This window comes from Pseudoxanthomonas sp. z9 (assembly GCF_006542425.1).
Taxonomy (GTDB): Bacteria; Pseudomonadota; Gammaproteobacteria; order Xanthomonadales; family Xanthomonadaceae; genus Pseudoxanthomonas_A.
The window spans coordinates 23,115-45,375 of sequence record NZ_VFID01000014.1; the positions used below are offsets into that span (position 1 = coordinate 23,115).

15 protein-coding genes are annotated in these 22,261 nt (G+C 68.1%); 8 read left to right on the forward strand and 7 right to left on the reverse strand.

The annotated features are described in order from the left end of the window. Window positions 1-20: 20 nt before the first annotated feature. A complete protein-coding gene (locus FG323_RS16170) occupies window positions 21-716 on the reverse strand; it encodes a class I SAM-dependent methyltransferase (RefSeq protein WP_141455754.1) in 696 nt (231 codons plus the stop codon). Window positions 717-882: 166 nt separating this feature from the next. On the opposite strand from FG323_RS16170, the gene FG323_RS16175 reads away from it, so the two are divergent. Continuing rightward, window positions 883-1,506, forward strand: a complete 624-nt coding sequence (locus FG323_RS16175; RefSeq protein WP_141455755.1) for a glutathione S-transferase — start codon at window positions 883-885, stop codon at window positions 1,504-1,506. Between the two features lie 130 nt (window positions 1,507-1,636). Here FG323_RS16175 and FG323_RS16180 read toward each other — a convergent pair whose 3' ends face one another. The 3 genes from FG323_RS16180 to FG323_RS16190 all read right to left on the reverse strand — a co-directional run bounded on the left by FG323_RS16180 (window position 1,637) and on the right by FG323_RS16190 (window position 4,927). After that, complete coding sequence (locus tag FG323_RS16180; protein WP_141455756.1) at window positions 1,637-2,110, reverse strand: hypothetical protein; 474 nt, start codon at window positions 2,108-2,110, stop codon at window positions 1,637-1,639. A gap of 308 nt (window positions 2,111-2,418) precedes the next feature. Continuing rightward, window positions 2,419-4,212: a DNA helicase RecQ gene (recQ, locus tag FG323_RS16185; protein WP_141455757.1), complete on the reverse strand. Its 1,794-nt coding sequence runs from the start codon at window positions 4,210-4,212 to the stop codon at window positions 2,419-2,421. Between the two features lie 184 nt (window positions 4,213-4,396). Continuing rightward, window positions 4,397-4,927: a Dps family protein gene (locus tag FG323_RS16190; protein WP_141455758.1), complete on the reverse strand. Its 531-nt coding sequence runs from the start codon at window positions 4,925-4,927 to the stop codon at window positions 4,397-4,399. A gap of 85 nt (window positions 4,928-5,012) precedes the next feature. Here FG323_RS16190 and hrpA point away from each other — a divergent pair, with 85 nt between their 5' ends. The 3 genes from hrpA (at window position 5,013) to FG323_RS16205 (ending at window position 12,915) form a co-directional block, all read left to right on the forward strand. Continuing rightward, window positions 5,013-9,038, forward strand: a complete 4,026-nt coding sequence (hrpA, locus tag FG323_RS16195) for an ATP-dependent RNA helicase HrpA (RefSeq protein ID WP_141455759.1) — start codon at window positions 5,013-5,015, stop codon at window positions 9,036-9,038. Window positions 9,039-9,193: 155 nt separating this feature from the next. Then, the gene (locus FG323_RS16200) at window positions 9,194-11,308 is read left to right on the forward strand and encodes a bifunctional (p)ppGpp synthetase/guanosine-3',5'-bis(diphosphate) 3'-pyrophosphohydrolase (protein ID WP_141456017.1); all 2,115 of its coding nucleotides are present in this window, start codon (window positions 9,194-9,196) and stop codon (window positions 11,306-11,308) included. Window positions 11,309-11,328: 20 nt separating this feature from the next. Next, window positions 11,329-12,915, forward strand: a complete 1,587-nt coding sequence (locus tag FG323_RS16205) for a hypothetical protein (protein ID WP_255470216.1) — start codon at window positions 11,329-11,331, stop codon at window positions 12,913-12,915. Here FG323_RS16205 and FG323_RS16210 read toward each other — a convergent pair. Both FG323_RS16210 and FG323_RS16215 read right to left on the reverse strand, forming a co-directional pair. Further along, window positions 12,912-14,135 (reverse strand): glycosyltransferase, encoded by a 1,224-nt coding sequence (locus tag FG323_RS16210; protein ID WP_181444267.1) that lies wholly within the window; start codon window positions 14,133-14,135, stop codon window positions 12,912-12,914. The two genes, FG323_RS16205 and FG323_RS16210, sit on opposite strands and share 4 nt — an antisense overlap. A 111-nt stretch (window positions 14,136-14,246) precedes the next feature. Next, a complete protein-coding gene (locus FG323_RS16215) occupies window positions 14,247-15,491 on the reverse strand; it encodes a glycosyltransferase (protein WP_181444268.1) in 1,245 nt (414 codons plus the stop codon). Window positions 15,492-15,634: 143 nt separating this feature from the next. Between FG323_RS16215 and mrcB the strand changes: the two genes are divergently transcribed. Genes mrcB through tsaB form a run of 4 tightly spaced genes read left to right on the forward strand, consistent with a single transcriptional unit; the run spans window position 15,635 to window position 21,376 of the window. Then, complete coding sequence (mrcB, locus tag FG323_RS16220; protein ID WP_141455762.1) at window positions 15,635-18,055, forward strand: penicillin-binding protein 1B; 2,421 nt, start codon at window positions 15,635-15,637, stop codon at window positions 18,053-18,055. After that, window positions 18,052-18,654, forward strand: a complete 603-nt coding sequence (locus FG323_RS16225) for a tetratricopeptide repeat protein (RefSeq protein WP_181444269.1) — start codon at window positions 18,052-18,054, stop codon at window positions 18,652-18,654. Before mrcB ends, FG323_RS16225 begins: the two co-directional genes overlap by 4 nt. 2 nt (window positions 18,655-18,656) lie before the next feature. Then, window positions 18,657-20,654: an ATP-dependent DNA helicase gene (locus FG323_RS16230; RefSeq protein ID WP_141455763.1), complete on the forward strand. Its 1,998-nt coding sequence runs from the start codon at window positions 18,657-18,659 to the stop codon at window positions 20,652-20,654. Next, the gene (tsaB, locus tag FG323_RS16235; protein WP_141455764.1) at window positions 20,651-21,376 is read left to right on the forward strand and encodes a tRNA (adenosine(37)-N6)-threonylcarbamoyltransferase complex dimerization subunit type 1 TsaB; all 726 of its coding nucleotides are present in this window, start codon (window positions 20,651-20,653) and stop codon (window positions 21,374-21,376) included. The genes FG323_RS16230 and tsaB overlap by 4 nt, the downstream gene beginning before the upstream one ends. A gap of 57 nt (window positions 21,377-21,433) precedes the next feature. On the opposite strand, the gene FG323_RS16240 is transcribed toward tsaB, so the two are convergent. Then, window positions 21,434-21,802, reverse strand: a complete 369-nt coding sequence (locus FG323_RS16240; RefSeq protein WP_181444270.1) for a helix-turn-helix transcriptional regulator — start codon at window positions 21,800-21,802, stop codon at window positions 21,434-21,436. Window positions 21,803-22,261: the final 459 nt, after the last annotated feature.

Below are 22,261 nucleotides of genomic sequence, written 5' to 3' on the forward strand. Positions count from 1 at the left end.
TTTCATCGGGCATCCGCCACTCAAGTATCGTATCCGACCTGCCCCAAGGTGAAGCCGCGGGTCTTGCGTATCGCCAACTGGTTGGTCACGCCGAGCAGTTCGTAGTGTCCCGCCAGCGTGGCGAGCAGGCCGTCGACACCGAGCTTGGGCGTTTCAGTCGGAACGCGGGCGATCTGGCGTTCCAGCGCATCGCGGCGCCAGTCGCGGCCCCGCAGCTTGGCCCAGTTGCGTACCAGCACATTCGGCCTTCGTGGCGCCTGCTTCGGCGGAACCCACAGGTAATCATCGAAGATCATCACGCCGCCGGCCTTCAGCAGCGGCCAGGTCATCACGCCATCGGCAAGCGCGCCGAAAGCCGAGTGCCAGCCGTCGATGTAGATGAAATCGAACTCGCCCTCGATTCGGCGCAGAGAATCGAAGCTGTAACCCGAATGCTCGGTGATCCGATCGGCGAAAGCGGCCGTGTTCTGGCGGAACCGCGCGTGGTAGTCGCCATAGACGGGATCGGGGGCGAACAGGTCCACGCAATCGACGCGTGCGCCCGCACCGGTGAGGATGTGCTGGCATAGCCACAGCGTGGAGCGGCCTTCGAAACTGCCAATTTCCAGCGCGCGGACACCCGGTCGATCACGGAAGCCCCCCAGCCACTGTTGCCAGTGCGGGATGTTGTGATCGAACCAGTTCTCGCTGTACGGGTTCTGCGTCTGTTCCGGCATCGCTTCCTTCAACACAATCTGAGTTCCCCTTGCCCGCCTGCCACGGGCTGGGCGGATTTTAAGCGGATCCGCCGTGGCACGCGATGGCCTGCGCCAAGGGGTGCGGCAACAGGCCCTGGACGCTAAGGTAGCGTGCCCGTGCCCCGCGGGCGTACGGACGCGAATCATGTTGAAAATCCTGGGAAAGTCGACCTCCATCAACGTCCGGAAAGTGCTCTGGCTGTGCGAGGAACTCGGCTTGCCGTTCGAACTGGAGGAGTGGGGCAGCGGCTACCGGTCCACCTCGCAACCCGACTTCCTGGCATTGAATCCCAATGCGCTGGTGCCGGTGCTCCGCGATGGCGAGCAGGTGCTGTGGGAGTCGAACACGATCTGCCGCTATCTGGCCGGCCGCGAGCAGCGCGACGATCTGCTGCCAACAGCGCCGGCCGAAAGGGCCAGGGTCGAACAATGGATGGACTGGCAGGCCACGGAACTCAACAACGCCTGGCGCTACGCCTTCATGGCGCGGGTGCGACAGAGTCCCGACCACGCTGATCCATTGCAGATCGAAGCCAGCGTGAGGGAGTGGAACCGGCGGATGGGAATCCTCGATGCGCAACTGGCCAGGACCGGTGCGCATGTTGCCGGCGATGCCTTCACCGTGGCCGATATCGTGGTGGGGCTGTCGGTCAATCGCTGGAAGATGACCCCGATGGAGCGTCCGGAACTGCCGGCGGTGGCCGCCTACCTGCGTCGGCTGGAAGCACGGCCGGGCTTTCGCCATTACGGCGGCAACGGCATTCCCTGAGTAGAGCCGCCCTGGACGCGGACCTCCGCCGGGTTGCCCGGGCATGCGATCGGATGCGTCGTGTGATCCGCGTCCGGCAGAACGAAAAGAGGCGCCATCCGGCGCCTCTTTTCTTTTGCGATTCCGCTGATCAGGGCCGCATCGGCGTACCGCCGAAGCCGCGCGGCGGCGGCGGTCCAACGTCGCCGGGCAACCGGCGGTAGCCATGGAAGCCCGGACCGTCGTACCGGCTCACGCCGATGTTGAGGTTGAACGCGCGGGACTCGCCCTCGTCGTTGTTGTAGGACTTGCAAAGATTGATGTTGGCGGCGTTCCAGTGGCTGCTGCCATAGCCCTTGGTATAACCGATGCCGGTGGCGACGCTGCCGGAGACATCGACCTTGCCGTCATCCTCGTCGACCGGGGTGCCGCAGGCGTTGCGGGCCACCGGCGCCGGCCGCAGCGCGCGGGCAGGCCGCCCGCTGGTGTCGCCGTAGTAGGTACCCGGCGGGTCGGCCGAATAGAGCGCGGGCCGGGGCAGGGTGAGATCGAGGGACTCCGCCGACTGGGCAAGCGCGCCCCCGGAGGCCAACAGACTCAGCAGCAGCGGGGCGATTGCCTTCATGGGGACCTCGACTCGATCGGGGAAGCGGATTCGCGCGATCCATGCGCCAGTCGCCAGACGCTAGCAGCTGCCGCTTGAACCCAGGCTGGATTCCGGCCTGAACTTTCCGGCTAGGACGAAGGTCATGGTGACTTGATGGCGTCGCCGTGGCTCCCCGCAACGGGAATCATGGCCGTGCCGGACCGCTCCGGCGGATTCCCGTCGTGTCCGCCGGGCGGTTCCCCCGCATAACAACCACAATATAGCTGTGCTCTCTCATCGCGGTCGCAGGAGTCCTGCGGCCGCATTTTTATCGTGCGGGCCCGCGCTCAACCCGCCGCCCGGATCGCTTCCAGCACCTGTTCGCCGTAGCGGGCCAGCTTGGTCCCGCCGATGCCGCCGACCTGGGCCAGTTCGTCCAGGGTGCCGGGCCGGTGTTCGGCGATGTTGCGCAGGGTGCTGTCGTGGAAGATGACGTAGGCCGGGACGTTCTGTTGTTTTGCCAACTGCGCGCGCAGATCGCGCAGGGCGCCGAACAGCGGCTGGTCGGACGGGGAGACCACCACGCCCGTACGCGGGGATCGTTCGCGTTCGCGGGCCGGGGCCTCCTTGCGCAGCAGCAGGCGGCGTTCGCCGCGCAGCACGGTCCGGCTGGCCTCGGTCAGGCGCAGGCTGCCATAGCCTTCGGCATCGACTTCCAGCAAGCCTGAGGACACCAATTGCCGGAACACGCTGCGCCAGGTGCCGGCGTCCAGATCCCGGCCGATGCCATAGGTGGTGAGCTGGTCATGCCCGCACTGGCGGATCTTCTCGCTCTCGCTGCCGCGCAGCACGTCGATGATGTGGTTCACGCCGAAGCGCTGGCCGCTGCGATAGACGCAGCTCAGCGCCTTCTGCGCGGCCTCGGTGGCGTCCCAGGTGGCGGCCGGATGCAGGCAGTTGTCGCAGTTGCCGCATTCCTGCGGATAGGTCTCGCCGAAGCTGGCCAGCAGCACCTGCCGGCGGCACTGCATGGATTCGCAGTAGCCCAGCAATTGATCCAGCTTGCGCCGTTCCAGCCGCTTGCGCTCCTCGCCGGCCTCGGACTGTTCGATCATCTGCTTCAGCAGCACCACGTCGCCCAGCCCGTAGCACAGCCAGGCGTCGGCGGCCTCGCCATCGCGGCCGGCGCGACCGGTCTCCTGGTAGTAGCCTTCCAGCGACTTGGGCAGGTCCACGTGCGCCACGAAGCGCACATCGGGCTTGTCGATGCCCATGCCGAAGGCGATCGTCGCCACCATCACGATGCCCTCCTCGCGCAGGAAACGGCGCTGGTGGTGCGCGCGCACCTCGGCGTCCAGGCCGGCGTGGTAGGGCAGGGCGTTGAATCCCTGCTCCAGCAGATAGTCGGCGAATTGTTCGACCCGCTTGCGCGACAGGCAGTAGACGATGCCGGCCTCGCCCTTGTGGGCCTGGAGGAAATCGCGCAGCTGGCGCTTGGCGTTGTCCTTCTGGGTGACCGTGTAGCGGATATTGGGGCGGTCGAAGGAACTGACGAAGCGCTGCGCCTCGGTCAGGCCCAGGCGCTCGGCGATCTCGCGCTGGGTGGGCGGGTCGGCGGTGGCGGTCAGGGCGATGCGCGGCACCTCCGGCCAGCGCTCGTGCAGGATGGTCAGTTCCAGGTATTCGCGACGGAAATCATGGCCCCAGGCCGAGACGCAGTGGGCCTCGTCGATGGCGAACAACGCGATGCGGCTGCGATCCAGCAGGGACAGGAAACGCGGGGTGAGCAGCCGTTCCGGCGCCACGTACAGCAGATCCAGCTCACCGGTGAGCAGGGCGCGCTCCACTTCGGCGGCGGTGGCGGCGTCCAGGGTCGAATTGAGGAAGGCGGCGCGCACGCCGAGCTGGCGCAGCGCTTCCACCTGGTCCTGCATCAGCGCGATGAGCGGGGACACCACGATCCCCACGCCTTCGCGCAGCAGGGACGGGATCTGGTAGCACAGCGACTTGCCGCCGCCGGTCGGCATCAGCACCAGGGCATCCTGGCCGGAGACGAGCTGTTCGACGATGGCCTGCTGGTGGCCGCGGAAGCGGGAGTAGCCGAAGACCCGCTGCAGCAGGTCCGTGGGACGTTCTGACATGGCGATAGGGTAGCAGGACAGCCGGCCCCCGGCGTTCGGAAAATGCCCCGGAAGGGCGTCCGAGGAACCGCGGGCGGCATGTGGGTCCTTACCGTTGGCGGTGGCAAGCCGGTGCCCGTCCCCCGCAAAAAAAAAGCGCCCGGGGAACCGGGCGCTTGGGTCGACAACGCCGCGCTTCGCGGGATCATTCCAGCAGCGAACGCAGCATCCAGGCATACTTCTCGTGCGTCTGCAGGCGCTGGGTCAGCAGATCCACGGACGGGTCGTCGCCGGCGTCGTCGGCGGTCTTGAGGACCTTGCGCGCCGTCCGGCACACCGCCTCGTTGCCGCTCACCAGCTGCTTCACCATGCCCTGCCAGCCGGGCACGCCATCGGCGCCGGATTCCTCCTGGATGGAGGACAGGCGGACGAATTCGCCATAGGAACCCGGGGCGTTGTAGCCCAGTGCGCGGATGCGCTCGGCGATCTCGTCCAGCGCCGTCCACTGTTCGGTGTACTGGGTCTCGAACATGGTGTGCAGCGAATTGAACATCGGTCCGGTGACGTTCCAGTGGAAGTTGTGGGTCTTCAGGTACAGCGTGTAGCTGTCGGCGAGGAACCGTGACAGGCCTTCGGCAATCTTCTTGCGATCGCCGGTGGTGATCCCGATGTCGATGTTCGGGGAGGTGGCCGCGGGTGCGGCGGCCTGCTTGGTCTTTGCCTTGGTCTTGGACATCTGCACTCTCCTTATGGGGGTCAATGGCTCACAATAACTACCCTATACCCGTTTGGGTAATAAAACGTTTCACCCGATTGGATTGATGAACGCTATCGAATCTTCCCCGGACCGCGATCTCCAGGCCGCCCGCCGTGCCATCGACGGTGCACTCAGCCGGGATCGCGGCCGCCTGCATGGACTCTGGTCGCGCTGGCAGTCACGGCCGCGCGATGCCGCCGCGCGCGAGGCCTTCGCCCAGGCGCTGGCCGGCTCGGTCTCGCAGCGCGAAGCGCGCGCGGCCTCGGTGCCGGCCGTGAGTCTGGACGAAGCCCTGCCGATTGCCCGTGAAGGGGAGCGGATCGTCGAATTGATCCGCCGCCATCCGGTGGTGGTGATCGCCGGCGAGACCGGCTCCGGCAAGACCACCCAGTTGCCCAAGCTGTGCCTGGCGGCCGGACGCGGGGTGGCCGGCATGATCGGCTGCACCCAGCCGCGCCGGATCGCCGCCCGTGCGGTCGCGCGCCGGGTCGCGGAGGAACTGGAGACCGGCGTAGGCGATGCGGTCGGCTACCAGGTACGTTTCACCGACCAGGTCGGCGACAACACCCGGGTCAAGTTCATGACCGACGGCATCCTGCTGGCCGAAATCGCCAGCGATCGCTGGCTGTCGGCCTACGACACCATCATCGTCGACGAGGCCCACGAACGCAGCCTCAACATCGATTTCCTGCTCGGCTATCTCAAGCAGTTGCTGCGCAAGCGCCGCGACCTGAAGGTCATCGTCACCTCGGCGACCATCGACACCGAGCGCTTCTCCCGTCATTTCGACGACGCGCCGGTGATCAGTGTCGAGGGACGGACCTATCCGGTGGAGGTGCGTTACCGCCCGCTGGAGGGCGAGGGCGAGCAGCAGGGTGAGCGCACGGTCAACGACGCCATCGTGGCGGCGGTGGACGAGATCACGCGCCAGGACCCGCGCGGCGACGTGCTGATGTTCCTGCCCGGCGAGCGCGAGATCCGCGATGCCCACCAGGCGCTGGAGCGGCGCAAGTACCGCGAGACCGAAGTGCTGCCGCTGTACGCGCGGCTGTCCGCGAAAGACCAGGACAGGGTGTTCAACCCCGGCCCGAAGCGCCGGCTGGTGCTGGCCACCAACGTGGCCGAAACCTCGCTGACCGTGCCGCGCATCCGTTACGTGATCGATCCCGGCTATGCGCGGGTCAAGCGCTACAGTCCGCGCCAGAAACTGGATCGCCTGCACATCGAGCCGGTCTCGCAGGCCAGCGCCAACCAGCGCAAGGGCCGCTGCGGGCGCATCGCCGAAGGCGTCTGCTATCGCCTGTATGCCGAGGCCGATTTCCAGGCCCGCGCCGAGTTCACCGATCCGGAAATCCGGCGTTCGAGCCTGGCCGGGGTGATCCTGCGGATGCTGCAACTGGGGCTGGGCCGGATCGAGGATTTCCCGTTCCTGGAACCGCCGGACGAGCGCGCCATCGCCGATGGCTGGCAGCAACTGGCCGAACTGGGCGCGGTGGACAAGGATCGCAAGCTCACCACCATCGGCCGGCAGATGGCGCGCCTGCCGGTGGACGTGAAACTGGCGCGCATGCTGGTGGCCGCGCAACAGCACCGCTGCCTGCGGGAGATGATCATCATCGCGGCGTTCCTGGGCATCCAGGATCCGCGCGAGCGCCCGCCGGAAGCGCGCGAGGCCGCGGACAACGCACACGCCATCTTCGCCGACACCCGCTCGGAGTTCCTCGGCATCGTCAAGCTCTGGGACGCCTACCGGCAGGCCCACGAGGACTTGACCCAGTCCAAGCTGCGCGACTGGTGCGAACGCCACTTCCTCGGCTTCCTGCGCATGCGCGAATGGCGCGAGCTGCATCGGCAGTTGCTGCTGCTGTGCGAGGAGCTGGGCTGGACGCTGGAAGGAATGCCTGCGGCCAACAGCGACGTCCCGCGCAAGACACCGGAGCGTGCACGCAAGCGTGGCGATTCGGATGCGACCGCCGCGCCTGGCACGGCCGCCGGCCCCACCGAAAAACAGCGCCAAGCGGCGTACGTCGCCCTGCATCGCGCCTTGATTGCCGGCCTGCCGACGCAGGTGGGGCATCGCGGCGAGAAAGGTGATTTCCAGGCGCCCCGCCAGCGCCGCTTCCAGTTGTTTCCCGGTTCCGCGCTGGCGAAGAAGCCGCCGCCGTGGGTGCTCAGCGCCACCCTGCTGGATACCCAGCGCGTGTGGGGCCTGACCAACGCGGCGATCGAACCGGACTGGGTCATCGCCGAGGTGCCGCACCTGCTGATGCGCAAGCACTTCGATCCGCACTGGTCACGCGCGCAGGGGCACGTGCTGGCGTCGGAGCAGATCAGCCTGTTCGGGCTGGTGCTGGCGCCGAAGAAGCCGGTCCACTACGGCCGCATCGCGCCGATGGAGGCGCACGACATCTTCGTTCGCCAGGGGCTGGTCACCGGCGAGATCAACGCCCGTGCGGGCTTCGTCGCCGACAACCTCAAGACGCTGGAACAGGCGCGCGAGGAAGAGGCCAAGCTGCGTCGCGCCGGCCTGGTGGCCGACGAAGACTGGCAGGCGCGCTGGTACCTGGATCGGATTCCGCCGGACATCCATTCCGTCGCCGGCCTGGATGCATGGTGGAAGGGCCAGTTGCCGGAAGCGCGTCACCGCTTGCTGTGGACGCTGGCCGACCTGCTGCCGGGGGAGGGCAGCGAAGAGGAGCGCTTCCCGAAGTACTTCGCGCTGGGCGACGCGCGCCTGCCGCTGCATTACCGGTTCGAGCCCGGCGCGGCGGACGACGGCGTCACCCTGGAAGTGCCGCTGCACCTGCTCAACGCGCTGGATCCGGCGCGCCTGTCGTGGCTGGCGCCGGGGTTCATCGGCGACAAGGCATCGGGCCTGATCCGCAGCCTGCCCAAGGCGATGCGGCGCAACTACGTGCCGGCGCCGGATTTCGGGCGGGCGTTCTTCGAGGCCTATCCGCAACCGACCGCCGATGACATCCGCGGCGAACTGGCGCGGTTCCTGTCGCGCACGACCGGTGCCGCGGTGGCCGCCACCGACTTCGACGAGTCCGCGCTGGAACCGCACCTGCGCATGAACCTGCGCCTGCGCGAGGATCCGCGCAAGGGCGGGGAAGCGCGGGTGCTGGCCGAATCGCGGGATCTGGACGAACTGCGCGCACGCTTCGGCGACCGTGCTGGGCAGGCGTTCGCCGCCCGCGCCGGCCGCGCGCTGGCGGCCAGCGGTCTGCGTGAGTTCCCGGCCCAGCCGATCCCGCTGCAGGTGCCTGGCGAGGCCGGCGTGCCGGCGTTCCCGGCATTGCGCGACGACGGCGACAGCGTGGCGTTGCAGGTGTTCGCCGACCGCGTGGAGGCGGAGGCCGCCCACCCGGGTGGCGTGCGCCGCCTGCTCGACATCGCCCTGGCCGATCGCGTGCGCCAGGCGCGCAAGCAATTGCCGGTGGCGCCGAAGGTGGGCCTGCTCTACGCGGCGATAGAGCGTTTCGCCGAGGGCGACAAGGCGGGCGAGAAGGAGCGCCTGCGCGCGGACATCGCCGACGCCGCGCTCAATGCCGTGCTGGCCGACGGCCTGGAAGGGATCCGGGATCGCGCCAGTTTCGAGCAGCGCCGCGATGACGCCGGCCGCCGGTTGTTCGGCGAGGCGATGGAGCGGCTGAAGCTGGCCGAGGCGATCCTGTCGGCGGTCGCGGAGCTCAAGCCGCAACTGGAATCGCCGCTGATGGGCTGGGCGCGCGGCAACCTGGACGACCTGCGCGCGCAGTTGGACGGCCTGGTGCATCCAGGCTTCCTGCGCGACACCCCGGCCCATGCGCTGGCGGAAATGCCGCGTTACCTCAAGGGCATGCGCCTGCGCGCCGAGCGCGCCCTGCGCGATCCCGCGCGTGACCAGTCCCGCATGCTGGAGATCAAACCGTTCGCCGATGCGCTGGCCGATGCGACGCGGCTTGGCGTGGCGCGCCAGCCGGGATGGCAGGCGCTGCGCTGGGAACTGGAGGAATTGCGGGTTTCGATGTTCGCCCAGGAACTGGGCGCGCGTGGCGGCGTTTCCCCGAAGAAACTGGCCCAGCGCCTGCAGGCGCTGCGTGGTTAGCAGCACACAACCGGCCGGCATGAAGGGAAACCACGGCAAGGCTGTTCGTCCGCGTCGCGTGCGGGTAACGTAGCTGGAAGACCCCTCAGGATCCGATCGTGTTCTCCGTATCGCGCGAAGCTCTGCTGGAAGTGCTGCAACGGCCCTCGGCCGCGATGCTTCCGGCGGATTCGCGCCAGGCCATCCAGATACGCATCGAAACCTCGCCCGAACCGGAGCTGCTTTTGCAGGATCCGCTGGCGGTGCTGGTCGACACGCTGGAGACGCTGGCCGCGCTGTCCGCCGATGGTGAAGTGATCGCCGCCGCCTGGCTGTTCGCGCTCCCACCGCTCCCGGAGGAATCCGGATCACGCAAGACCGCGCCCGCCGGCATCGTCGATCTGCTGGAGGGACAGCAGGCGGCCGCGCAGGTCTGGGCATTGCACGCCGAGCAGCACCGCAGCGCCAACAACGAAGGCCTGCGCCGGCTGCTGCTGGCGATCGTGCGCGACCTGCGCGTGGTGCCGATCCTGCTGGCGCGGCAACTGGCGCGGATGCGCAACGCGGGCCTGCTGGACGACCCGCAGCGGCGCGCGCTGGCGCGGCTGACCCGCGACATCCATGCGCCGCTGGCCAACCGGCTGGGCATCTGGCAGTTGAAATGGGAGCTGGAGGACCTGGCCTTCCGCTACCTGGAGCCGGATACCTACCGGCAGATCGCCGCGCAACTGGATGACAAGCGCGCCGGCCGCGAGCGCTACATCGAATCGGTCAAGTCGACCTTGCGCCAGGCGCTGGCCGAGCACGGCATCGTCGCCGAGGTCAGCGGACGGCCCAAGCACATCTACAGCATCTGGCGGAAGATGCAGCGCAAGCAGGTCTCCTTCGACGAGTTGTATGACCTGCGCGCGGTGCGGGTGACCGTGGACGACGTCGGCGCCTGCTACGCCGCGCTGGGCATCGTGCATGCGCTGTGGACGCCGGTGCCGAGCGAGTTCGACGACTACATCGCCCGGCCCAAGGCCAACGACTACCGCTCCCTGCATACCGCCGTGGTCGGCCCGGAAGGCCGCACCCTGGAAGTGCAGATCCGCACGCACGAGATGCACGCGCAGGCCGAACTCGGCGTGGCCGCGCACTGGCGCTACAAGGAAGGCGGCGGCGACCGCGCCTTCGATCGCAAGATCGCCTGGATGCGCCGGCTGCTGGACCAGTCGCAGGAAGGGGGCGAGGGCGGCGGACTGGCCGGCGACCTGGACTCGGAACTGGTCGAGGACCGGGTCTACGTGCTGACGCCCAAAGGCGAGGTCATCGACCTGCCGCAGGGCGGCACGGTGCTGGACTTCGCCTACCACGTGCATACGATGGTCGGCCACCGTACCCGCGGCGCCAAGGTCAATGGCCGCATCGTGCCGCTGAACCATGCCCTGCGCAGCGGCGACCGGGTCGAGATCATGACCTCCAAGACCGGGGAGCCGCGCCGCGACTGGCTGCTGCCGGCCAACGGCTTCCTCGCCTCGGGTCGATCCCGCGACAAGGTGCGCGCCTGGTTCCACAAGCTCGATCGCGCGCGCAACCTGCAGGCCGGACGCGAACTGCTGGAGAAGGAACTCAAGCGGCTGGGCCTGCACCACGCCGACCTGTCCGGCGTGGCGAAGAAGTTCCATGCCGAGAACGTCGAGGAACTCCATATCCAGATCGCCCTGGGCGACGTCGGCCCCAACCAGGTGGTGCGCGCGCTGCACGAGGAGCAGCGCGCGGCCGCGCAATCGGCCGCTCCGCAGGGTCTGCCGCCGGGCCTGCCGCTGCGCAAGCCGGGCGGACGCAAGCCATCGCCGCCGTCCAGGTCGCAATTCACGGTGGAAGGCGTCGGCAATCTGCTGGTGCAGTTGGCGCGTTGTTGCCAACCCGTGCCGGGAGAGGCGATCAGCGGCTACCTGACCCGCGGTCGCGGGGTCAGCGTGCACCGGACCGACTGCGCGGCGTTCCAGCGCCTGGCCGCTTCCAGCCCGCAGCGGGTGCTGCCGGTGGAGTGGGGGCAGACCGGTGGCGGTTACGAAGTGGACGTGCAGGTGCGGGCCATCGACCGCAAATGGCTGCTCAAGGACATCACCACGCTGATCGCGCAGGAGGACGCCCACGTGCTGGGCATCAACAGCGACCAGGCCGGTGCCAGTGGCCGGGTGCAGTTGCGCCTGCGGCTGAAGGTCGCCGATTTCGGCCAACTGTCCACCCTGCTCGGGAAACTCGATGCGCTGCCTGGGGTCGAGGAAGCGCGACGTTCAGCCTGAATGGTTATGCTGGGTCGGTGATGCCCGAGCACAGCCCCGAGCAATCCCGCCAGGACGGCCGGATCGAACCGATCGCCGATTGGGAACATCTGCGTTTCCGCGGCGATGACGCGCCCCGGCGCAGTGCGCCGCCGTTGTGGCGGGCACGACGGACCTGGCGCTGGGGCGCACTGGCGGTGGTGGTGCTGCTGACCCTGCTGGCGGTGTTCCGGCAGCCGCTGGCCAACCTGTTCTGGCCCGACACCCGCATCCAGCAGTTGCTGGACAATGGCCAGGCCGCACTCACCGCGGGCCGGTTGACCGCGCCCGACGGCACCGGCGCGCGCCAGTACTACGAAGCCGCGCAAGCCCTGGACAGTGATCGCAGCGAGGCCCGGGACGGGCTGGCGCGGGTGGCCCGGACAGCGTTGGACCAGGCGCGGCGCGCCACCGCGCGCGGGGACTTCGCCGCCGCGCACACTGCGCTCGCGCTGGCCAATGAATTGCAGGTGCCCCGCGCGGATGCCGTCGTGGTGACCGAACAGCTGCGCGTACGCGAGGCCGCCGATGCCGGTATCGAATCGCTGTTGCGACAGGCGCAACAGGCACAGGCCGCGGGCCGGCTCGATGGCGACCCCGCCGCCGCCCTGCCGTTGTTCCAGCGCGTGCTGGCGCTGCAGCCCGGTCGCATCGAAGCACTCGAGGCGCGCGAGGACATCCTCAGCGACCTGTTGCAACAGGCCGGCACGGTGATGGCGCGCGGCGATCTGGAAGCGGCCGGTCGGCTGATCACCCAGGTACGCGGCTACGACGGTGGCCACGTGGATCTGCCCGCGGCGCAGGCGTCGCTGGCGCGCGCAATCGACGAGCGTCTGCGGCGTGCGGATACGGACCTGCGCCGCGGACGCCTGGCGAGGGCCACGGAGGGCTATCGGGCGGTGCAGGCCGCCGCGGGCGACGACGCGCGCGCGCGGCAGGGCATCGAACGGCTCGCCGCCGCCTATGCCGAGTCGGCGCGGCGACAGGCGGGCGACTACCGGTTCGAACAGGCCGAGACCGCGCTGGCGCAGGCGCGCGAACTGGCGCCGCAATCGCCGGCGATACGCGAGGCCACCCAGTACCTGGAGCGTGCACGCGCTTCCCGGGCCAGCCTGCCGCCATCGCTGCCTCCGCGGGAGCGGCTGCGCCGGGTGGAGAGCCTGCTGGCGGGAATGGCGCAGGCCGAGGCACGCGGGGACTGGATGACGCCACCGGGCGAAAGCGCCTACGACAGGTTGCGCGCGGCGCAGGCGCTGGCTCCCGACGACGTGCGCGTTCGCCGCGCCGCCTCCCGTGTGCTGGCGGCGGCGCAGCAGTGCTTCGAACAGGAGTGGCGTGGCAACCGGGTGCGCCGTGCCCAGTCCTGCCTGTCCGCGTGGCAGACGATCCGTCCCGGCGATCCCGCCCTGGCGGAGGCGCGCCGGCGGATGGCGCAGAAATGGATTGCGGTCGGCGACGAGCGCCTGGGTGCGGGCGATGTCGCCTTCGCGACGCAGGCGCTGGAGGAAGCACGCGGAATCGAGCCGCGCGCACCCGGCCTGTCCGATTTCGCCGAGCGGGTCAGGCTGGCGCGGCAGGCGCAGCGCTAGCGCCTTGGCGCGTGCAGCACCTGCTTCGCGATTTCTTCCAGCCTGCCGGCGAGCGTGGGCCAACTGTATTGGGCGACGGATTCCAGGCTGAGTTCCAGACCCTCGTCCAGGCTGGCCGCCTCCTTCAGCACGCTGGCCCGGTCGAGCCATCCTTGCAATGAAGCCAGGGAACCGTCGCTCACCCAGCCACGACGAGCGGTGGTGATCAACTCCGAGCTGATGTCGTGCTGGCGTGTCACGTGCAGGATCGGACGGCCCGATCCCAGGTATTCGTAGAGCTTGCCCGGAACCTGGGAAGGATCGTCGTTGGCGATGTTGATCAGCACGTCGGCCGAGCGCTGCAACTGCAGGATATGCCGATGGGGAAGGAATCCCAGCAGGCGAATCTGGTCCGGCATGGATTCGGCGGCGCGAAGCAACGATTCGGGTACGGTGACCGAGGCGATGTTGAGCCTCGCCTTCGGATGGGCGGCAATGGCGGCCACCAGATCGTCCGGCTTGCGGAAATGGTAGAAGCTGCCGGTGTACAGCAATTCCAGCCGCGCCGGATCGAACGGAACATTCGTGGAAGCGGCCGGAGGCTCCGGCGCGAAGCCCTGGGAGATGACGCTGATGTCGTCCCTGTGTCCATGGCGCTCCGCCAGCAGTGCCGCGGCTCCGGGATTGGTGACGATCAGGTGGTCGGCTTTCCGGCAGGTTTCACCTTCCACCCGAAGCGCGCGGCCGCGCCAGCGCGCAGGCGTGTAGGGTGCCAGTACGGGATCTCCAAGATCAGCGATCCAGGGGTAGCCCTTCGCCTTGGCGATCAGCCCCAGTTCCAGTGACGTCGCCGGCTCGTGGGAACTGATCACGATGTCGGGCTTGAACTCGTCCAGGCACCGGGTGAGGGCGCGTCTGGCCCAAGGAAACCATTCACCGCGTACATCCGGGAACACGAAGCGCGCAGCGAGCCCCTGCGCGGTCTCCGACAGCGATTGCTTCCAACTGCGGGGTGGTCGCAGGGGAGAGGAAGAAGGCGCAGGGGAACCGGCGTCGGACCCCGCCGGAGGAGCTTGTCCCTGCCGGCGGTCCCGCAAATAGGCAAGCAGGCCGCGCACAGGCCCGGCGAAGGTCCGATGCGTTTCCAGCGTGGACGGAAGATGCGGCAGACCCGGGGTTTCTCCGCCCAGGTGGATGGTCAGGACCTTGACCTGATGCCCGAGCGCGATCAGTTCGCGCACCAGGTAAGCCCAGCGCAGCGATTGTGGCGAAGGACTCGGCGGGAATTCGTAGGCGATCAGCAGAAATCGCATGTGGTCGGTTCTTTCATTGCGCGGCGAGTTTGATCGGCGTCAGCGGATGGAGGTCGATGCCGGCGGGAAGGTGCGCAGGATGGCAGGCAGCATCGCTTCCTCGGAAAAATGGCGCCGAATGTTGGCCAGGCCGTGCCCGGACAGTCGCTGCCACAGATCCCCTTCCGCATGGAGCCGTTCAATCGCGGCGGCGAAACCGGATTCGTCATCCGCGAGCAGTACATCCTGGCCATCGGTCAGGTGCATCGCTTCGGCTGCGAGGGACGTTGCCACCGTGGGGAGTCCGTGGGACATGTACTGGTTGATTTTTCCCTTGACCCCGGCCCCGAAGCGCAACGGCGCCACACCCACGCGACAGCGCTCCAGCAAGGGGGACAGATCGGGGACGTGGCCATGCACCTGCACGTTCGCGGGAAGGCTGAGGCCGCCCAATGCTTCCTGCAGCCCAGCTCCCACCAGGTGGACATCGATCGCCTGCCTTTTCCCTTCGCCCAGTCGCGGCAGGATCCCGGAGACCAGCCAGCGCACCGCATCGGCGTTCGGCGGATGCCTGCCGCCGCCTACGAACAACACGCCGTGGCGCTGCGCGAAATGCGGGATCGTCGCGCGCGGTGCGTGAATGTTGGACACGATTTCGATCGTCGCGCCGGGCACGAGTTCGGCCAGCAGGTCGCGTTCCACTTCGCTGACCACCCAGGTCGTGTCCGCCCGGGCGATCTGCTCGAGTTCCTGTCGACGGGTCGCGCGCGCCGCACGCGCGAGCGCGGCCTTGTTCATCAGCTCGGCTTCGCGTCCTTCGCGCAGGAAATGCAGATCCACGGTATCCAGCACCTGTCGGGTCGTGGATGCGTGTTGCCGCAGGAGCGGGAACCAGTAGCGGGCCAGGTGATAGCGGCATGCCAGCACACCGGCATGGGGTGCGGAACGCAGCAACCGACTCGCCGGCGTGGAGGACCAGCTTCGGCCGAGGATACGCACGCCCAACGTCCGCAATGCATCGGCATCCGCGCCTTCTTCCCGCCCGTCCTCCGGCAGGAAGTCGACATCGAGGCCGGCTTTCCTCATCAGGCGCAGAATCGCCAGCATGCGGACGGAACCCGAATCGTGATCCGGTCGCGGCAGACTTCCGTCTATGACGAGCAAGCGATCCCGCGGGTCGGGGGCCGGGATCGCCGGCGGGCGCGGCGCGGCGGGCGAAGCCAGCGCCGGTGGTTCGACTGCCCGACTGGCCCGCAGCCTGTCCAACAGGTGGCCCATGCCCCTGGACGCCAGGGCGACGCGCACGCGATGCAGCCTGGAAAGCAGCCGGTGCCAATGGAAACCTATCAGTGGGAGCACGGTTAGCTGGGCGGATACTGAATTGCGGGCCATCCGGATCCTGGCCGTTGCCAGGACTGGGGTAGACTGCCCGGAATTCCCATTGTCGCATCCCCGTGGCCCATACCGACTACGACGACGAAGACGATTACGAGTACGACGAGGACGACACCGAGGGCCGCCCGGCCTGGCGCCAGCGACTGATCACCTGGGGCCTGGCAGCCCTGGGCCTGGGGCTGGGATTCCTGATTCCGTATACGTTGTACCTGAACCATCAGGTCACCCAGCGGTTCGGGGAGCTGCGCTGGCAGGTCCCCACGCGCGTCTACGCGCGCCCGCTCGCGCTGGCGCCCGGGGTGGCGATGGACGCCCAGACCCTGAATACCGAGCTGGCCGCCGCCTCCTACCGCGATGACGGCACCGGCAAGCTGCCCGGCACCTACGCCCGTGAAGGCGGACGCTTCACCATTTCCAGCCGCGGTTTCGTCGATGTTGACGGGCAGGTGGCGCCCCGCCGGGTCCAGGTGAGCCTTTCCGGCGGTCGGGTCGCCGGGGTGCGCGATCCCGATCGCCGGCAGAACCTGAAGGTGGCGCGGCTGGATCCCGCCCGCATCGCGACCCTGTACGGCCAGAAGCAGGAAGAGCGTCGGCTGGTCCGGCTGAAGGAAGTTCCGCTGCTGCTCGTGACCGGGTTGCAAGCGGTCGAGGACCGCGACTTCAAGGATCACCACGGCATCGATCTCAGCGGCATCGTGCGCGCCATCTGGGTGACGCTGCGTTCCGGCGGCGAAACCCGCCAGGGCGCCAGCACCCTGACCCAGCAGCTCGCGCGCAGCGGCCTGCTCGGCATCGGCAAGGAAGTCACGCCCTCGCGCAAGTTCAACGAAATCCTGTTCGCGCTGATCCTGGAAGCGCGCTATGACAAGAGCACGATCCTGGAGGCGTACTTCAACCAGGTCTATCTCGGCCAGCGTGGCAGCCAGGCGATCCATGGCGTCGCCGCGGGCTCGGAATTCTGGTTCGGCCGCGACCTCAACTCGCTGACCACCGAGCAGGTCGCGCTGCTGATCGGCATGGTGAAGGGGCCTTCCCATTACGACCCGCGCCGCAATCCGGAGCGGGCGAAGGGACGTCGCGACTTCGTGCTGGGCAAGCTGCTGGAAACGAAGCTCATCGACGAGAAGGAATACAAGCGCGCGCTGGCCGCGCCGCTGGGTGTCACCCAGACCCCGGGCATGGCCGCCGCCAATCGCTTCCCGGCCTATGTGGATCTGGTCCGCCGGCAACTGGCGCGCGATTATCCGGAAAGCGCGCTGCAGGGCGCCGGCCTGACCGTGCTGACCGGCATGTCGCCATCCGCGCAGGCCTATGCCGAAGGCGCGGTCACCCGCACCATCAAGGCACTGGAGAACAAGCGCCGGCCGCCGTTGCAGGCGGGCGTGGTGGTGACCGACGTGCACGACGGCGACGTGGTGGCGGTGGTTGGCAGCCGCGACGTGTCGCAGCCGGGCTTCAACCGCGCGGTGGAAGCGCAGCGTCCGGTCGGCTCGCTGCTCAAGCCGTTCGTGTACCTGCTGGCGCTGGCGCAGCCGGACAGCTATTCGCTGGCCAGTTGGGTCGACGATTCGCCAGTGACGGTGCAACTGGGCAAGAACCGGCGCTGGACGCCGGGCAACGCGGACAATCGCAGCCATGGCACGGTGCGCCTGATCGACGCGCTCGCGCGCTCGTACAACCAGGCCACCGTGCGCATCGGCATGAAGGTCGATCCGGAACGGCTGGCCGAGCTGCTGCGCGTGCTGGCCGGGATCAAGGCCGACGCCAATCCCGCGTTGATCCTGGGTTCGACCGACCAGAGTCCGTATGCGATCGCGCAGCTGTACCAGTTCCTTGCGTCCGGTGGCGAAATCCAGCCGTTGCACGCGGTGCGCGGCGTGCTGGATCCCAACGGCAAGCTGCTCAAGCGCTATGACAAGACCCCCGCGCCCGCGCAGGAGGGCGATTCCATCGCCGCCAACCTGATCAGCGTGGCGTTGCAGGAAGTGGTCAGCAACGGTACCGGCCGGCGATTGCTCGGCGACGGCCTGGGCCGGCTGCAATCGGCCGGCAAGACCGGCACCAGCAACGATGGCCGTGACAGCTGGTACGCCGGCTACACCGGCGATCACCTCGCGGTCGTCTGGATGGGCAACGACAAGAACGAACAGACCGGCCTGCAGGGTGCCACCGGCGGCATGCGGGTGTGGTCGAACCTGTTCGCGCGCCTGCCCAGCGCACCGCTGAACGTGTCCGGAAAGGGTCTGGACTGGCAGTGGGTGATGGCTTCCAACACCACCGATCCCGGCTGTCCCGGTGCCCGCCAGCTGCCGTTCGTGGCCGGCTTCGCGCCCGCCTACAGCGCCTGCGTCATCGAGGCGCCGGTGGCGCCGGAAGAAGAGAGCGGCGGCTGGCGCAGCTGGTTCGGCCTGGATCGCAAGCCCGAAGAAGCCCCGCCCGCCGAAGACACTCCCCCGCCCGCATCGCCGCCATGAAAATGAAGTCGTTTCCCTGCATCGTCGTGCTCGCCACCGCCGTTTCACTCGCCGCCTGCGTCACCACGCCGCCCGAACCCGTGGCGCCTGCCGTGGCCCTGCGCACGCCCGCGCAGATGCTGGCCGTGGTCCACAAGGCCGCGCAGGGTGGCGACGAGCGCGAACTGAACGTGCAGCCGCTGCGCGATCCCGAGGTCGAGGATCTGCGTGACACCGCCGGCAAGGCGTTGGCCGCGGGCGATGCCGCCGCCGCTGCCGCTGCGCTCGACAAGGCGCTGGGCATCGTCGCCGACGATCCGGCGGTGTTGCAGGAGCGCGCCGAGGTCGCGCTGGCGCAGGGTGAGTTCGATCGCGCCGAGCAGTTCGCCGCGCGTGCCACCGCGCTCGGTTCGGCGGTCGGCCCGCTGTGCCGCCGGCACTGGGAAACCGTCCGCCAGGTCCGCGAACGCCGTCGCGAGCAGGCAGCCGCGCCGCTGAAGCGTCCCAACCAGGCGCAACTGGACGAACAGGCGGCGAAGCTCGCGGCGCTGGATCGCGCCATCGGCGAGGCCGGCCAGCAATTCGATGCCTGCACGGTGCCCGGCATCAATAGAATGTAAGGATGTCCCAGCTTGCCCAAGCCAGTTGCGAAGCCCTCAGCGAGGGCGGCGCCATGGCCAGCCGTCTCGATGCTTTCGTTCCCCGCGAGGCGCAATTGCGCCTCACCCGCGCGATTGCCGATGCCTTCGATCAGCGCGACGTGCTGATCGCCGAGGCCGGCACAGGTACCGGCAAGACCTTCGCCTATCTGGTACCGGCGCTGCTGTCCGGGCTGAAGACGATCGTGTCGACCGGTACCCGCGCGTTGCAGGACCAGCTCTACCACCGTGACCTGCCGCGCGTGCGCGACGCGCTAGGCATCGGGTTTAAGAGCGCGCTGCTGAAGGGCCGCGCCAACTACCTGTGCCGCTACCGGCTGGAACAGGCCAAGGGCGAGCCGCGCTTCACCTCGCGCGAACAGGTCGACCAGTTCCAACGCATCGTCGCCTGGGGCGGACGCACCCAATTCGGCGACATGGCCGAACTGGCGACACTGCCCGACGACTCGCCGCTGCTGCCGATGGTCACCTCCACGGTGGACAACTGCCTGGGATCGGATTGCCCGTTCTGGGAGGACTGCTTCGTGGTGCAGGCGCGCCAGCGCGCGCAGGCGGCCGATCTGGTGGTGGTCAACCATCACCTGCTGCTGGCGGACCTGGCACTCAAGCAGGAAGGCTTCGGCGAAATCTTGCCGGGCGCGCAGGCCTTCGTGATCGACGAGGCGCACCAGTTGCCCGAACTGGCGGCCAATTTCTTCGGCGAAGGTTTCGGCATGCGTCCGCTGCAGGAACTGGCGCGCGATTGCCTCAGCGAGTGCAAGGACGTGCCCGGCGCGCTGGCTGCGTTGCAGGCGCCGGTGCAGCGGCTGGAACTGGGGCTGCGCGACTTGCGCCTGGCGATGGAGGGGTTGCCGGTACGCGGTACCCGCGAACGCGCGCTGGGCAAGATCGAGGTGAGCGAGGGTTTCGATCACGTGGTCGAAGCGCTGGCCGAGCTTTTCCAGTGCGTGGTCGGCATGGCCGAGGCGTCCATCGGCCTGGATGCCTGCGCCGCCCGCGCGCGCGAATTGTCCACGCGACTGTCGCGCTGGCTGGGCGAAGGCGAGAGCGAAGCGATTCCCGGATTCGATGACGACGAACAGGCGCATGATGCCGCCGGCGACGTGTTCTGGTACGAACTGACCCAGCGCGGTTTTCGCTGCCAACGCACGCCGCTGGACGTATCCGCGCCGCTGCGCCAACACCGCGAACAGTCGCGCGCCGCGTGGGTGTTCACTTCGGCGACGCTGGCGGTGGGCGGTCGCTTCGACCACTACGCCGAGCGCCTGGGCCTGGAAGATCCGCCCACCCTGCTGCAACCCAGTCCGTTCGACTGGCCGCGGCAGGCGCTGTGCTACCTGCCCGGCAACCTGCCGGATCCCGGCTCGCGCGATTTCGGCCGCGCCGTCATCGAGGCGGTGAAGCCGGTGCTGCAAGCCTCGCAGGGACGCGCGTTCCTGCTGTTCGCCTCGCATCGCGCGCTGCGCGAGGCCGCGGACCTGTTGCGCGGCGGACCCTGGCCGCTGTTCGTGCAAGGGGAAGCGCCGCGCGCGCTGCTGCTGCAAAGGTTCCGTGAATCCGGCAACGGCGTGCTGCTGGGCGCGGCCAGCTTCCGCGAAGGCGTGGACGTGGCCGGCGATGCGCTGTCGGTGGTGGTCGTCGACAAGCTTCCGTTCGCGGCGCCGGATGATCCGGTATTCGAAGCGCGCCTGGATGCGATCCGCCGGCATGGCGGCAATCCGTTCCGCGACGAACAGCTGCCGCAGGCGGTGATCGCGCTCAAGCAGGGCGTGGGCCGGCTGATCCGCAGCGAGACCGATCGCGGCGTGCTGGTGCTGTGCGATCCGCGCCTGCTGGGCAAGTCCTATGGCCGGGTGTTCCTGGATTCGCTGCCTCCGTTCGCGCGCACCCGACGGGTGGAAGACGTGCAGGCGTTCTTTGCGCCAGAATCGACGGGCCAGAGGGAAATGGATCTGTCATGAAGCTGCTTGCATTCGAGACCGCCACCGAAGCCTGCTCGGTGGCCCTGTATCTGGACGGCGAAGTGCGCGAGCGCTTCGAGATCGCGCCCCGCAGGCATGCCGAACTGGCGTTGCCCTGGGCCGATGCGCTGCTGGCGGACGCCGGGGTGGCGCGGACCGAGCTGGATGCCATCGCGATCAGCCGCGGGCCCGGCGCGTTCACCGGCGTGCGCCTGGCGATCGCTTTGGCGCAGGGCATCGCGATGGCGCTGGACCGGCCGATCGTTCCGATTTCCACCCTCAAGGTGGTGGCGGCGTCGCTGGTGCTGCCGTATGCCACCGAGCCGGTCGGGGCGAAGCAACGCATTCTCGCCGCCATCGACGCGCGCATGGGCGAGGTTTATGCCGGTGCCTTCGTGCGCGATGGCGCGGACCTGGTGGCATTGTCGGAAGAGACCGTATCCGCGCCGGACGCGGTCGTGCTCCCCGACGAGGACGGCCGCTGGCACGGCGCCGGCACCGGCTTCGCCGCGCTTGACGGCGCATTGCAGGCCCGCCTTCAACCCTGGCTTGCCAGCGTGGATCCGCATGTCCTGCCGCATGCGTCCGATCTGGTGCAATTGGCATCACTGGCGTACGCGCGCGGCGAAACCGTCGCGCCCGAGCGGGTGGAACCGGCCTACCTGCGCGACAACGTCGCGTTGACGCTGGCCGAGCAGGAAGCCTTGCGGGCATCGAAGTAACACAAGATCACCCGTCCATCCCGCCCGCGCGCGATGACGCGGACGGGATGTCCCGCTTCATGCGCGTCGCTTGCGCGCATGGACCTCGATGACGTCCAGGATCAGCGGACGCTGCTGCTTCGGCGCCTCGCGGAACAATTGCAGCAGGCAACGTTCGTCACTGTCGCGGGCGAATTCTTCCGGTGCGGTGACGGGTTGCGAAGAGGCCTGATCGTCATTCCCCGCGCCGCGTCCGGTCGCCAGCCATTCGAAGCTCACGCCGGTGAGTATCGCCAATCGGATCATGTGTTCGACCGTGGGCGTGATCTCGGAATCGGACTCCCAGTTGGCGACGGCGCCGCGGGTAACGCCGATGCGCTCGGACAGTTCCTGTTGCGACAGTCCGGCATTCTGGCGGGCGATACGGATGCGTGATGTGAGTTTCATGTCGTCATTCCAGCAGTGAAGGAGCAACGAGCGTAGTGCGCGCATTCGCATCGCTGCAACTAACATTGACTCTCACATTGCAAGTTGCGTTTGCGGAAGTTGTTAGCCAACGGCTGTCTGCTGTACCAGGCGAATGATATTGCGAACGAATCGGGACGAATGCATCTGTTCGAGTGTTGTGCATTGATGGATTCAAGACTCACACGGTGAACTAGTGCAAGGAATCGCTCAATGTTAATTGACCGGGCTGAAGGTCGCGTATGAGAAAGGGGGCGCAGGAAATGCCCGGTGGATAGATATCTGGATTTTCCTGTCCCGGACGCAGGGGGTTTGCGTCGTCTTTAGGAGTACGGAAATGCGCGAACTTTCAGCGAGCGAAACGGCGGCGGTTGGAGGCGGATTCGCCCCGGTACTGGTGGCGATCGGAATTGCATTGCTTTCCGGATGCGCCACGACCGG

Excerpts from the sequence above, each read along its gene's own strand:
- FG323_RS16170 (WP_141455754.1), bottom strand. The coding sequence starts at position 716 with ATGCCGGAACAGACGCAGAACCCGTACAGCGAGAACTGGTTCGATCAC.
- FG323_RS16175 (WP_141455755.1), top strand. The coding sequence starts at position 883 with ATGTTGAAAATCCTGGGAAAGTCGACCTCCATCAACGTCCGGAAAGTG.
- FG323_RS16180 (WP_141455756.1), bottom strand. The coding sequence starts at position 2,110 with ATGAAGGCAATCGCCCCGCTGCTGCTGAGTCTGTTGGCCTCCGGGGGC.
- recQ (WP_141455757.1), bottom strand. The coding sequence starts at position 4,212 with ATGTCAGAACGTCCCACGGACCTGCTGCAGCGGGTCTTCGGCTACTCC.
- FG323_RS16190 (WP_141455758.1), bottom strand. The coding sequence starts at position 4,927 with ATGTCCAAGACCAAGGCAAAGACCAAGCAGGCCGCCGCACCCGCGGCC.
- hrpA (WP_141455759.1), top strand. The coding sequence starts at position 5,013 with ATGAACGCTATCGAATCTTCCCCGGACCGCGATCTCCAGGCCGCCCGC.
- FG323_RS16200 (WP_141456017.1), top strand. The coding sequence starts at position 9,194 with ATGCTTCCGGCGGATTCGCGCCAGGCCATCCAGATACGCATCGAAACC.
- FG323_RS16205 (WP_255470216.1), top strand. The coding sequence starts at position 11,329 with ATGCCCGAGCACAGCCCCGAGCAATCCCGCCAGGACGGCCGGATCGAA.
- FG323_RS16225 (WP_181444269.1), top strand. The coding sequence starts at position 18,052 with ATGAAAATGAAGTCGTTTCCCTGCATCGTCGTGCTCGCCACCGCCGTT.
- FG323_RS16230 (WP_141455763.1), top strand. The coding sequence starts at position 18,657 with ATGTCCCAGCTTGCCCAAGCCAGTTGCGAAGCCCTCAGCGAGGGCGGC.
- tsaB (WP_141455764.1), top strand. The coding sequence starts at position 20,651 with ATGAAGCTGCTTGCATTCGAGACCGCCACCGAAGCCTGCTCGGTGGCC.
- FG323_RS16240 (WP_181444270.1), bottom strand. The coding sequence starts at position 21,802 with ATGAAACTCACATCACGCATCCGTATCGCCCGCCAGAATGCCGGACTG.